Source organism: Hymenobacter sp. (assembly GCF_031398885.1).
Taxonomy (GTDB): Bacteria; Bacteroidota; Bacteroidia; order Cytophagales; family Hymenobacteraceae; genus Hymenobacter.
The window spans coordinates 1-13229 of record NZ_JANNOD010000080.1; the positions used below are offsets into that span (position 1 = coordinate 1).

General features: G+C 63.4%; 10 protein-coding genes. 7 read left to right on the plus strand and 3 right to left on the minus strand.

The window, feature by feature from the left end:
• Nucleotides 1-423 precede the first annotated feature (423 nt).
• From RMO51_RS15455 to RMO51_RS15465, 3 genes are all read right to left on the minus strand, one after another.
• Nucleotides 424-2052, minus strand: coding sequence for an acyl-CoA carboxylase subunit beta (locus RMO51_RS15455; protein ID WP_310396075.1), 1629 nt, complete (start codon nucleotides 2050-2052; stop codon nucleotides 424-426).
• Nucleotides 2053-2231: 179 nt separating this feature from the next.
• Nucleotides 2232-3254, minus strand: coding sequence for an MlaD family protein (locus tag RMO51_RS15460; RefSeq protein ID WP_310396078.1), 1023 nt, complete (start codon nucleotides 3252-3254; stop codon nucleotides 2232-2234).
• Between the two features lie 102 nt (nucleotides 3255-3356).
• The gene (locus RMO51_RS15465; RefSeq protein ID WP_310396094.1) at nucleotides 3357-4052 is read right to left on the minus strand and encodes an N-acetylmuramoyl-L-alanine amidase; all 696 of its coding nucleotides are present in this window, start codon (nucleotides 4050-4052) and stop codon (nucleotides 3357-3359) included.
• A gap of 242 nt (nucleotides 4053-4294) precedes the next feature.
• Here RMO51_RS15465 and RMO51_RS15470 point away from each other — a divergent pair, with 242 nt between their 5' ends.
• The 7 genes from RMO51_RS15470 to RMO51_RS15500 all read left to right on the plus strand — a co-directional run bounded on the left by RMO51_RS15470 (nucleotide 4295) and on the right by RMO51_RS15500 (nucleotide 13069).
• Nucleotides 4295-7309, plus strand: a complete 3015-nt coding sequence (locus RMO51_RS15470; protein WP_310396079.1) for a putative LPS assembly protein LptD — start codon at nucleotides 4295-4297, stop codon at nucleotides 7307-7309.
• 133 nt (nucleotides 7310-7442) lie between these two features.
• On the plus strand, nucleotides 7443-7829 hold the full coding sequence (locus tag RMO51_RS15475; RefSeq protein ID WP_310396080.1) for a response regulator: 387 nt from the start codon (nucleotides 7443-7445) through the stop codon (nucleotides 7827-7829).
• A 125-nt stretch (nucleotides 7830-7954) separates the two neighbouring features.
• Complete coding sequence (panB, locus tag RMO51_RS15480; RefSeq protein ID WP_310396083.1) at nucleotides 7955-8770, plus strand: 3-methyl-2-oxobutanoate hydroxymethyltransferase; 816 nt, start codon at nucleotides 7955-7957, stop codon at nucleotides 8768-8770.
• 317 nt (nucleotides 8771-9087) lie between these two features.
• Nucleotides 9088-10554: a cell envelope integrity protein CreD gene (gene creD / locus RMO51_RS15485; protein WP_310396087.1), complete on the plus strand. Its 1467-nt coding sequence runs from the start codon at nucleotides 9088-9090 to the stop codon at nucleotides 10552-10554.
• Between the two features lie 157 nt (nucleotides 10555-10711).
• Nucleotides 10712-11431, plus strand: a complete 720-nt coding sequence (locus RMO51_RS15490; RefSeq protein ID WP_310396089.1) for an RluA family pseudouridine synthase — start codon at nucleotides 10712-10714, stop codon at nucleotides 11429-11431.
• A 171-nt stretch (nucleotides 11432-11602) separates the two neighbouring features.
• Nucleotides 11603-12358, plus strand: coding sequence for an acyl-CoA desaturase (locus tag RMO51_RS15495; RefSeq protein ID WP_310396097.1), 756 nt, complete (start codon nucleotides 11603-11605; stop codon nucleotides 12356-12358).
• A gap of 159 nt (nucleotides 12359-12517) precedes the next feature.
• Complete coding sequence (locus tag RMO51_RS15500) at nucleotides 12518-13069, plus strand: 30S ribosomal protein S16 (protein WP_310396092.1); 552 nt, start codon at nucleotides 12518-12520, stop codon at nucleotides 13067-13069.
• The last annotated feature ends 160 nt before the right edge of the window (nucleotides 13070-13229 follow it).

The window sequence follows — 13229 nt, forward strand, 5'->3', positions numbered from 1 at the left end:
AAACAAGCGGTTGTCGCCCGCCGTGCGGCCCACGTCACCGGCTTTGCCCGCCAAGTGCGGGGCCAACAACGACCACGTCCGGTCACTAATTTCGTCTAAGGCGTTCACGAAAGCAAAGGTAATTGTCCGTACAGCCTAGGGTAATCAGTGAGTGGGTCTACTACCCATTCCATAAAGAATTTATACGTGTCTAAATGAGGAAGGTAACCATTTATGAGTTTGAAGCTAAAAGCAGGTATCCCACTAGAATTTGGGTTGATGCTTCTCAAAATGGAAGCATTATTCTTCTCCGTATTTGCTAATTGAAGCCCGCAGTATTGCTGCGTCAGCAACAGGTTTTTATGGAATAAATGCTTATCAATTTGTAGCATGTGTACTGGCTTTATTTATCAGATTATCCACTCTCTGTGCTGTATCATTTTCTCACACCTGAATCACCCCCACATTATACGCCTTCTCAATCGGCGCATGGTTGGCCGCCGCAATCCCCTCCGAAAGCACCTTGCGCGTTTCCAGCGGGTCAATTACGGCATCGACCCAAAGGCGGGCGGCGGCGTAGTAGGGCGAGAGCTGCTCCTCGTATCGGGCCTTGATGCGGTCGAGTAGCGCCTTTTCGGCTTCGGGGGTGATGACTTCGCCCTTGGCTTTGAGCGAGGCTACCTGGATTTGGAGGAGCGTGTTGGCGGCGGCGGCTCCGCTCATTACGGCCAGTTGGGCGGTGGGCCAGGCCACGATGAGGCGCGGGTCGTAGGCCTTGCCGCACATGGCGTAGTTGCCGGCCCCGTAGCTGTTGCCGACGATGACCGTGAACTTGGGCACCACCGAATTGCTCATGGCATTCACCATTTTGGCGCCGTCCTTAATGATGCCGCCCTGCTCGGAGGCCGAGCCCACCATGAAGCCCGACACGTCGTGCAGAAACACCAGCGGGATGCGCTTCTGGTTGCAGTTCATGATGAAGCGGGCAGCTTTGTCGGCCGAGTCGGAGTAGATGACGCCGCCCATCTGCATGCCGGTTTTCTTGCTCTTCACGATTTTGCGCTGGTTGGCCACGATGCCCACGGCCCAGCCGTCGATGCGCGCCAGCCCGCAGATGAGCGTCTGGCCGTAGAGGTCCTTGTAGGGCTCAAACTCCGAGTTGTCGACCAGGCGGTTGATGATTTCCATCGTGTCGTAGGGCTTCGCCCGGTCCGCGGGCAGCACGCCGTACAGTTCCTGCTCGTTCAGCTTGGGCTGGGCCGGCGCGGCGCGGCTGAAACCGGCCGTGGGCTGGGCGCCGAGCTTGTCGAAGATGTTGCGGATGTGGGTCAGGCACTCCTCGTCGGTGTCGAATTTGTAGTCGGTCACGCCCGACACTTCGGAGTGCATGGCCGCGCCGCCCAGCGCCTCGTTATCAATGGTTTCGCCGATGGCCGACTTCACCAGGTAGGAGCCGGCCAGGAACACCGAGCCCGTGCCGTTCACAATCAGGGCCTCGTCGCTCATGATGGGCAAATAGGCGCCCCCGGCCACGCAGGGGCCCATGATGGCCGAAATCTGCACGATGCCCATAGAAGACATCACCGCGTTGTTGCGGAAGATGCGGCCGAAATGCTCCTTGTCGGGGAAAATCTCGTCCTGCATGGGCAGGTACACGCCGGCCGAATCGACGAGGTAGATGATGGGCAGCTTGTTCTCGATGCTGATTTCCTGAGCCCGCAGGTTCTTTTTGGCCGTAATTGGAAACCACGCGCCAGCCTTCACGGTGGCGTCGTTGGCCACCACCACCACTTGCCGGCCCTGCACGTAGCCGATGACCACCACCACGCCACCGCCGGGGCAGCCGCCCTCCTCCGGGTACATCCCTTCGCCGGCAAACGCCCCGATTTCGACCGTGGCCGCGCCCTGGTCCAGCAAGTAGGCTATCCGCTCGCGGGCGGTGAGCTTGCCCTTGGCCTTGTGGGCGGCAATGCGTTTCTCGCCCCCGCCGAGGGCTACTTGCTGAAATTTTTGCTGGAGCTTGAAGCTAAGTTGCTTGAGGTGGTCTTCGTTGCGGTTGAACTCGACGTTCATAGAAAATGGGGGTGGGATTGGGAAAGGGGATGGCGCAAAAAAATCCGCCCGGGGGCGGATTTCAAAGGTAAGGCCGTCCCTCCAAGCGGTGCGGCCACCGGAGGAATCCCGCGCCAAGGCCGGTGGGCCGACTCCCCGGCGCAACCCCTCCGGTGACGGTGCAGCTCGGTGGTACGCCGCTACTTCACCGCCGGCGTGCTTTCCACCTGCTTCACTTCGGTGCTCACGCTGCCGTTGGGGGCTTTGGTGGTTTCCACCTTGGTTTTGTCCTTGCCCTTGCCGCCGCCAAACACCGAGAAGTGCACGTAGCGCTTGGGGTTGGCCTTAAAATCCACCAGCAGGTCGTTGGTACTGGCGGCCGTGGAGTTGAGGTTGGTGTAGAGCAGCGTGTCGTTGAGCAGCTTGCCCATCGAGCCCTTCTCGTCGTTCAGGGCGCGGTTGAGGCCCTGCACGGTGGTCTGGGCATCGGCCATGGTGGCGTTGAGGCGGCGCAGGGCCGGGCCCACGGGCGCGTCCTTGAGCGAGTCGGACAGCTGGGCAAAGTTCACGGCAATGCGGTCGAGCTTGCTGGTGGTTTTGTTGAGCGCGCTGCTCATCTGGGCCAGGTTGGTGGTAATTTGGTTGATGTTGCGCTGGTTGCCCTCGATGAGGCGCTGCAGCGCTTCGGTGCTGCCCCGGGCCCCGAGCAGCGTGCCCTGAATGCTGGTTTCGGCGTCCTTGTTGATAATGCTGTTCACGTGACGCAGGGTCGAGTCGAGGCTGGAAAGCACGGGCAGGGCGCGGGCCTGCAGGGCCGTGGCCAGCCCGGCAATGCCCGAGGCGGAAATGGTTTTCAGCTCCTCGCCCCCAGAGTAGGTTTTGGTGTTGCGCCCCAGGCTCAGGGTGATGGTTTTGGAGCCGAGCAGCGAGCCGCCCAGGCTGGCCACCGTGGAATCGCCGAGGACGATGGTTTCGCCCAGCTCCAGCGACGCGCGCACGGAATTGCCTTTTTCGGGCTGAAGCTCCATCTGCTTCACCTGCCCCACCTTGATGCCGTTGAGGATGACGGCCGCCCCCACGTTGAGCCCGTCCACGTCGGGGTAGGTGGCGTAGTAGGTGTTGCTGGAGGAAAGCAGGTTGCTGCCCCGCAAGAAATTGAAGCCAACAACGAGCGCGGCAATGGCGACGATGGCGAGGAGCGCTACTTTTATTTCTTTGGACACGGTCTGTAGGATTGAGTGTTGAGTATTAAGTATTGAATGCTAAAAGTTGAAAGTTGGGTCCGTTACGGACCATTCAAAACTCCAACCTCAACATTCATCATTTCAAGAGCCGCCCTCCAGTTCCCGCTTGTATTCGCGGAAGGCCCGGTAGATGCCCGCGGCCATATACGATTGGTTGGCTTTGTCGTTGAGGTAGCGCTCCTCGGTGGGGTTGGTGAGGAAGCCGGATTCGATGAGCACGGACGGCATGGTGGACTTCCAGAGCACGATGAAACCGGCCTGTTTCACGCCGCGGCTGGGCCGGCTCACGGCGGTGCGCAGCTGCCGGTCCACGCGCTGAGCAAAGCGCAGGCTGTTGGTGATGTAGGCCGACTGGAAGAGCGAAAACAGGATGTGGCTCTGGGGCGAGCGGGGGTCGAAGCCGCCGTAGCGCGTCTCGTAGTCCTTTTCCTGGAGAATAACGGCGTTTTCGCGCTGGGCCACGCCCAGGTTGGCGGTGGTTTTGTGCAGGCCCATGGTCCAGACCTCGGTGCCGTGGCTCTGGCTCGGACCGGCGTTGCAGTGAATGGAGATGAACAGGTCGGCGTGGTTGCGGTTGGCAATGGCGGCGCGCTCGCCCAGCTCCACAAACACGTCGGTTTTGCGGGTATAAATCACCTTCACGTCGGGCATGTTGGCCTGAATCTGGCGGCCCAGGGCCAGCACCAGGGCCAGGGCCACGTCGGCCTCGCGGGCTTTGGCGCCGGCGCAGCCCCGGTCCTTGCCGCCGTGGCCGGCGTCGAGCACCACGGTGCGCAAGCGGTAGCGGTAGGGCGAGCCGGGGGCCGACCGGGCCGAATCGGGCGCGGGGCGGGTCGAATCGGCCGGGGTCTGGGCCTCCGCTTCCCACTCGCCGCTGCCGGCGCCCAGCAGTAGGGCGGCCCAGGCCAGGATGACAATAATCCGCACGTTGTTCGTTGAAGGGGCGGTAGCGACCTGCTACCTTTGTAGACGCCCCAAAAGTAACCGAATTAACCGCTACCACACCTTGCCTTTCTGGTTTGGCCTTCGTTCCGAAGCCGGGCACCGGCGGTGCCCGCCCCGCGCGGCCCGGCGCGGCGCCCACCCCGGCCGGCGGGGGCTCTTCTTCGTTTTGCTGCTGGGCTTCGCCGGCCCCCAAAGCCGTGCCGCCCGCCAAGCCCGGCCAGCGCCCCGGCAGCGCCCCCACCCCGCCGGTGCGCAACATCTCGCCCGACCCGCGCGACCCCGTGGGGCCGCCCCCGCCCGGCGTGCGCAACACCGGCCAGCCCCGCATCCCGGGCGCGTCCACCAAGCCCGTGCCCGACACGCTGGCCCCCGGCGGCACCAGTCGGCAGCCCGGCCTCGCCCCCCCCGACACCGCTGGCCTGGTGAGCGGCGTGAGCGGCCCCAGCGACTCGCTGCAGTTGGCGGCCCGGCGCCGGGGCCAGATTGAAACAACCATTCAGTACTCGGCCAAGGACTCCATCCAGTTTGAGGTGACCCAGAAGGTGGCCCGCCTCTACAACAAGGCCAGCGTGAACTACGGCGAGACGGACTTGAAAGCCGCGCTCATCACGGTGAACTACGGCACGAATACCATGACGGCCAACGGCCGCCGCGACTCCCTGACCAACAAGCTGGAGGGCCGGCCGGTGCTCAAGGACAAGGGCGGCCTGTACACGGCCGGCAGCATTGCCTACAATTTCAAGAGCAAGAAAGCCAAGGTGACCGAGGCCGTGACTACGCAGGGCGAGGGCTTCGTGAGCGCCGCCGTCATCAAGCGGCTGCCCAACGGCGACATCAACGGCCTGACCGGGCGCTACACCACCTGCAACCTGGAACAACCCCACTTCTACATCCAGGCCAAGAACATGAAGGTGATTCCCGGCGACAAGGTGGTGACCGGGCCGTTCAACCTCGTGATTGGCGACGTGCCCACGCCGCTGGGCTTCCTTTTCGGCTTCTTTCCCACGCCCAACAAGAGCCGGGGCTCGGGCGTCATCATCCCCACCTTCGGGCAGGCCGCCGACCGCGGCTACTACCTCACCAACGGCGGCTACTACTTCGCCCCGAACGATTACATCGGCGTGCGCCTGACCGGAGATGTGTACGCTGGCAACGCCCAGGACCTGGGCGGCTTCGGCGGCACGGCCGACATTCAATACCTAAAAAGGTACACCTACAACGGCAATTTCAACTTCCGCTTCTCAACCCGGCCCAGCAACCGCATCCTGAACCCCGCCACGCCGCCGGGCATCGGCCAGGAATACATCCGCCCGCCCTCGGCCAACTCGTTCCAAATAAACTGGAACCACACGCCGGTTACCAAGCCCGGCGGCGGAAGCTTTTCGGCCCAGGTGAGCGCCGGCAGCAACAGTTTCAACCGCGTCAATAGCTTCGATGCGCGCCGCTACCTGGCCACGCAGCTCAGCTCCACCATCAGCTACTCAAAGAAAATCCGCAACTCCCCGGTCGGCTACAATATTCAGCTCGCCCAGGCCCAGAGCCAGGGGCAGCAGGCCAATGGCACGATGACCTTCACCCTGCCCAGCCTGGCCGTGAACCTGGACCGGCAGTACCCCTACCAATGGCTGGGCATCGAGCCGGGCGGCAAGCTGGCCCCGTTTTACGAGCAGCTCACCTTCAGCTACGGCCTCACGGCCCGCAACGAAATCAGCAACGTGGTGGCCGCCCGCTCTCTCACCAACGGCCTGCCCCTGCTGGGCGGCACCACCCAGGAAACCCGGATTCCGGTAAGCTTTGGCAACGTGGGCCGGCTGCTGCAAAACTCGCGCAACGGCTTGCAGCACAACTTCGGCATCGGGCTGGGCTCTTTCACCGTGGCCCGGAACTTCAAGCTGACTCCCAGCGTGACTTACGACGAGGTGTGGTTCTCGCGCAAGCTGGATTACAAGTTCAGTCCGGTGGCCCAGGCCGTGCGCATCGATACGAGCTACGGCTTCAACCGCGCCGGCAGCTACTCCGCGGGCGTGAGCCTGAACACCGCGTTCTACGGCACGCTGGTGCGCAAGGGCACGCGCAAGCTTCAGGCCCTGCGGCACAAGGTCACGCCGAGCGTTTCCTACCGCTTTGCGCCGGACTACACCAGTCGCAACCAACTGGGGCAAGAGGTGCTGGGGCAGGACCTGCTCGACCCATTTGGTAGGCCCATTACCGACAACGAAATCCTCAACCGCAACACCTTCGACCCCTTCAACGGCGCGCTGTTTGCCCCGCCCGGGGGAGCTGCGCAGAACGTGCTGTCGTTCACGCTGCAAAACGCCTTTGAAATTAAAGTCCGCGACCCCAACGACAGCACCGGCCTTAATCCTTTCAAGAAGGTGGACATCATCCGCAACCTGGACTTCAACATCAATTACGACTTCACGCGGCCATCGTTCAAGCTCTCGCCTCTTAACGTGGCCTACAGCACCCAGGTATCGGAGAAGCTTACGCTGAGTGGCGATGCGCAATTCAACCCCTACCAGCGCGATAGCCGGGGCGTGCTCATCGACGACTACCTGTTCGAGGCCGACCACCGCCGCCTGCTGCGCCTGACCACGGCCAGCCTCGGCACTACGTACAGCTTCAACCCCAGCGCGGGCAAGCGCAAGAGCGTGGTGCCGCGGGTCGTACCCCCCAGCAACGACCCCACCCTGGGCACGGTCGGGCCGCCTAATTTTTACGCCGACTACGTGGATTTTGACATTCCCTGGGAGCTGACCATGACCTACGCGGCCGGCTACACCAACTCGGCGCCCCGCCGCCCCACCGACCCCCGCCCGGCGCTGCTGGCGTTACACACCGTGAGCGCCAACGGCTCGGTGAACCTCACGCCCAACCTGAAGCTGAGCGGCAACCTGAACTACGACATTGCGAGCCAGAACATCGTTTATCCCACCGTCACCTTCACCCGCGACCTGCACTGCTGGCAAATCACCGGCTTTTGGATTCCCTTCGGCATAACCCGGGGCTACAACTTCACCATCGCGGCCAAGAGCAGCCTGCTGCAGGACCTGAAGCTGAACCGTAACCGCCTGGTTCCGTACCAGTAAGCCCCGGAGCCAGCCGGGCCGTTTAGAAAGAGTTAGGCCTCATTGACAGCGTGCCTAACTGGGTTGGACGGCAACGCCAGCAAACGGGTACTCCGATTCTGTTTCTTTGGGAATCTTATCTCTTCCCACCGACATGAATCCCTCTTTTCTGCGCGTGCTGGTAGCTGCCGATTCCGCGCCGCAAGCGGCTCTCTTAGAGCAATACCTCCACGAGGCCGGGCACGAAGTGGTGACCGTGGAAGCCCGGGGCGACGCCGCCCTCAAAGCCGCCCGCCTGCTGCATCCCGACTTCGTGGTGCTCAGCGGCCCGTTGCGGGGCCCGCTCGACGGCGTGGCGCTGGCGGCCGCGTTGCAGGCCGGCCGCGCGGCCCCCATCCCCGTCGTGCTCGTGACCGACCCGGCCGAGTTGCCCGTCCTTCTCAGGCTGCAAGACCACGCAAACCCGGCCCGGACCGCCCCGGCCGAGCCCCCGCCCCTGGCATCCGCCCCCGATGCGGCCCTGGAAGAGGCCGGAGTTTAGGGCTGTTTTCTTTCCGGGTGAAGCCCCTGCGCCACGGCCAGGGGCTTTTTGTTGGGCTGCCGCCGCCGGATAACGAAATTGTTACCAGCTTTGCCCCGCCAAACGGCACTCCCATCCCCGCCCCCATGTCCCAGTACAAGGAAATTAAGCTCGTCACCACCCACCAGATGCTGGCCATGAAGCAGCGGGGGGAGAAAATCTCCATGCTCACGGCCTACGACTTTTCGATGGCCCAGATTCTGGACGGCGCCGGCATCGACGTGCTGCTCGTCGGCGACTCGGCCTCCAACGTCATGGCCGGCCACGAAACCACCCTGCCCATCACCCTCGACCAGATTATCTACCACGCCCAGGGCGTGGTGCGCGCCGTGAAGCGCGCCTTTGTGGTGGTCGACATGCCGTTTGGCTCGTACCAGGGCAACTCGTCGGAGGCGCTGCGCTCGGCCATTCGCATCATGAAGGAAAGCGGCGGCCACGGCGTGAAGCTCGAAGGCGGCGCCGAGGTGAAGGACAGCATCATCCGCATCCTCACGGCCGGCATTCCGGTGATGGGCCACCTCGGCCTCACGCCCCAGAGCATCTACAAATTCGGCACCTACAGCGTGCGCGCCAAGGAAGACACCGAGGCCCAGAAGCTGCTCGAAGACGCCCGCTTGCTCCAGGAAATCGGCTGCTTCGGCGTGGTGCTCGAAAAAATCCCCGCCGCCCTGGCCAAGCAAGTGGCCGAGGAACTCAGCATTCCCGTCATCGGCATCGGGGCCGGGCCCGACGTGGACGGCCAGGTGCTGGTGGTGCACGACCTGCTGGGCATCACCAAGGAATTCAAGCCCCGCTTCCTGCGCCGCTACGCCGAGCTGCACGACATCATGACCGAAGCCGTGCAGCACTACGTGGCCGACGTAAAAAGCCGCGACTTTCCGAGCAAGGAAGAAGGGTACTAAGAGCCTACCCAACCAGGCAAGCAAAGCAAACGGAACGTCATGCAGAGCATGTGGCTTGATACGCCACATGCTCTGCATGACGCCATTGTTGGATGGCTCCTGAGGACCAGCACCACTAGGCGGCGCTTGGTTTCTCGCTGGAACTGTTCACCTGAGACCAAGCGCAGCTCGGTGGTACGGACCCGCTGGCCGCGGCTGAAGCGCGGCAACGCGTTGTTGCCGCACCCATCATAGGTAATTTATTTTTCGGGTGGCTGCGCTGATTTACGAGTTGCTGTTATTAACTTTGTAATTCAAAGTACTTCTTGAAAAGTAATATGCAAGCCTCCCTCACCGCTTACGACCGCCTCAACGCCTGGATGAGTGCTTCCGTCACCCTGAAACTGCTCAGCATCGGCCTGTTGCTCGTGCTCTTGCTCATTCCGTCGAGCATGGTGGAGGGCCTGATTACGGAGCGGGCCCAGAACCGCGACGCGGCCACGGCCGAAATCAGCAGCCAATGGGGCGGGGCCCAACTGGTGCTGGGCCCCGTGCTGGTGCTGCCCTACACTGCCCGCCTCACCGACGAGAAAGGCAACGTGAGCGAGGTGGTGCGCTACCTCAGCCTGCTGCCCGACACCCTGGCCACCACCGGCACGCTGGCGCCCGAGCGCCGCCACCGCGGCATCTACGAGGCGGTGGTGTACCGGGCCGCCTTGCGCGTGCGCGGCAGCTTTCAGGCCCCGCCGCTGGCCGACCTGGGCGTGCCGGCCGCGGCCGTGCGCTGGTCCGAAGCCTTCGTGGCCGTGGGCATCTCCGACATGAAGGGCATCCGCAACGTCCTGGCCCTGCGCTGGGACGGCCGGGCCCGCGGCTTCGAGCCCGGCGTGCCCAGCGCCGACGTGCTGCCCTTTGGCTCCGCGCCCACCGCCACCACCCAGGTAGCCACCGTGGTCAACGAGCGGGAGCGCTACTCCAAATACCAGGACGGCGCCGAGCGAGATAGCCCCGGCGCGGCCGCCAGCGGCCTCAACGTGCTGGTGCCCCTGCCCGACGAAACCGCCCTGACCCGCCGGCACACCTTCGCCTTCGACCTCGACCTGAACGGCAGCACCGGCCTGCTGCTGGCCCCGCTGGGCCGCCAAACCACCCTGCACCTGAGCGCGCCCTGGGCCGACCCGAGCTTCATCGGGGCTTTTCTGCCGGCCCGCCGCACGGTTACGCCCGCGCAGTTCGCGGCCGACTGGCGGGTGCTGCACCTCAACCGCAACTACCCCCAGCACTGGCGCTCCGACGGCGACCGGCCCAGCGTGGACGCCTCCACCTTTGGCGTGCGCCTGCTCGTACCCGTGAACGAGTACCAAAAAACCATGCGCGCCGCCAAGTACGCGCTGCTGCCCCTCACGCTCACCTTCCTCATCTTCTTTTTCGTGGAAGTGCTCAACCGCCGGCGCATTCACCCCTTTCAGTACATCCTGGTGGGCCTGGCGCTGGTCATTTTCTACGTGCTGCTGCTGGCCCTGTCCGAGCAGATGCCGTTCGATGCCGCGTACGGCCTTGCAGCGCTGGTAACGGTGGGGTTGGTGACGGCATACGCGGCGGCCAGCTTCCGGCAGCGGCGCCTCACCGGCGCCACGGCGGGCGTGCTGGCCCTGGTCTACGGCTTCCTGTTCGTGGTGCTGCAGTTGCAGGATTACGCCCTGCTGGTGGGCAGCCTGGGCCTGGTGGTGGTGCTCGGGGCCGTCATGTTCCTCTCGCGCAACGTGGATTGGTACAACCCCGCCCCGGCGCCGGCCCAGAGCTAAGCGGACGCGGTTTCGCTTCGGTTCAGCTTCGTATCTTCGCCCCACTAAAAAGCAAGAGCGGAGCGCCCGGTGAGTGTGGTCTGACGACGTGCGGTAGCCCCCGAGTGGGCCCTGGCCCGCTCCTGCTTCATTCCAACCTCCCGCCCGCATTCGCCGCGTGAATCGTCCCAACATCTGGTCCGAAGGCAGAGAAATTCTGTTCGAAGACAACCACCTCCTCGTCATCAACAAGCCCGCCGGCCTGCTCGTGCAGGGCGACGCCACCGGCGACGAGCCCCTCTCCAAAAAAGCCGCCGAGTACCTGCGCTTCAAGTACAAAAAGCCCGGCGAGGCCTTCGTGGGCGTGGCCCACCGCCTCGACCGGCCCGTGAGCGGCGTGGTGGTGCTGGCCAAAACCAGCAAGGCCCTGAGCCGCCTCAACGAAATGTTCCGCGACTCGCTAATGACCAAAACGTACTGGGCCCTCACCGGCCGGCCGCCCGTGCCGGAAAGCGGCAGCCTGGTGCACTGGCTGGTGAAAGACACCGTGCGCAACATTACCAAAGCCTACCCGGAGAAGCACTCCCAGGGCCTGCGCTCCGAGCTGCACTACGAGCTGTTGGGCATGGCCGGCAACCGCTTCCTGCTGCAGGTGAACCCCGTGACGGGCCGCCCGCACCAGATTCGTACCCAAATTGCCACCGGCTTGGGCACGCCCATCGTGGGCGATGTGAAGTACGGCTTCATCGCGCCCCTGCCCGACGTGAGCGTTGCCCTGCACGCCCGCCAGCTGCAATTGCAGCACCCCGTCACGAAAGAAGCCTTGTGCCTCGTGGCCCCGCTGCCCGACGCCCCGCACTGGGACGCCGCCCGGGAATACTACCAGGTGCCGCAGTAGGGCCGCCGCGGCTTGCGGCCAACGTGCAACATTTTGGCCTTCCAACCTCAACTACCTGCTAGCGCGCACGCTGGCCGTAATTTTGCCGTAACTCCTCTGAACCTTACCCCCTACTTTTTGCTTAGCTACGCTGACCTGCGGTTGCGCGGGCAGTTCACGTTTTCCTGCTCCATGGCTATTCTCATCTTTTTTGTTGCCCACTATTACCTGTCGCTGTTCACGCAGACCTTCTACTTGCACCGGTACGCGGCGCACAAGATGTTCACGATGAATAAATTCTGGGAGAAGTTCTTCTACCTGTTCACCTACATCTGTCAGGGCAGCAGCTTCCTTTCGCCCCGGGCTTACGCGCTGCTGCATCGGATGCACCACGCTTACTCCGACACGGCCCTGGACCCGCACTCGCCGCACTTTTCGAACAACGCGTTCGACATGATGTGGAAGACCAAGGTAATTTACAACGACGTGGTGAAGGACGTGCATGAGGGCGCCAAGCGCTTCGAGGGCGATATTCCGGAGTGGAAACTGATTGAGAATTTCGGCGGCACGGTGTATTCGCGCCTCGGCTGGGGCACGGCCTACGTGCTGTTCTACATCAACTTCGCCACCGCGTGGTGGCAGTACCTACTGCTCCCCATCCACTTCCTGATGGGTCCCATCCACGGCGCCATCGTGAACTGGGGCGGCCACAAATACGGCTACCAGAACTTCGACAACAACGACAAGTCCCGCAACACCCTGGCCCTGGACTTCCTGGCCTTCGGGGAGCTGTTCCAAAACAACCACCACAAGCTGCCCATGCGCGTCAACTTTGGCGTGAAGTGGTGGGAGCTTGACCCTACTTATTCGGTTATCTGGACGCTGGATAAAGTGGGCGTCATCAAGCTGAAGCGCAAAGTGGCCAAGCGCGTGGCCGTGCCGGCGTAAGGTAATTTTCCGGGTAAGGAATGAAAAGTCTTGGCCTCACCGCCGGGACTTTTTTTATGGCTTGCTAGCTAATGCTCTGAACGAAGGCTACCTTTGCACTCCCAATTTCGGGAAACCTTCACCAGACGCACGAGCTGCGTCGCACAACCCCACCGGTTTATGGCAGTTAAAATCCGCCTCGCCCGCCGTGGCCGCAAAAAGGCCGCGACTTACGACATCGTAGTAGCCGACGCCCGCGCCCCGCGCGACGGCCGTTTCATCGAGAAGCTCGGTACCTACAACCCCAACACCAACCCCGCCACCATCAAGTACGACGCCGACCGCGCGTTCTACTGGATGATGACCGGTGCCCAGCCCACCGACACCGTCCGGGCCATGCTCAGCTACCGCGGCGTGCTCTACCGTCGTCACTTGCAGCTCGGCGTTGACAAAGGCGCTATTACGCAGGACGTGGCCGACGAGCGCTTCAACGCCTGGAAAGAAGAGAAAGACGCGAAAATCGAAGGCAAGCGCACCGGCCTGGTCGATGCCAAGGAAGAGGCCCGCAAAGCCGCTTTCGCCGCCGAAACCAAGGTGAAAGAAGCCCGTGCCGAAGGCCAGCGCCAGAAAGCCGCCGCTTTGCTAGCCGCCAACGCCCCCGCGCCGGTAGCGGAGGAAGCCCCCGAAGCGCCGGCTGCCGAAGCCGAAGCCGCCACCGAAGCGGCCGAGTAGCTCACCGGTTGCTGAACCGAAAGCGTTTGGGGGTTGGCCCCGGGGGCGGCATGGGACCCCCGAGAGGGGTTGGGTTTAGCCGCCCCCGCCCAGGGGGGCGGGGGCGCGGGGCCGAAGGGGGGCGAGAGGTAAAGCCGCGGGGCCGGCGCGGGCGGGGGGG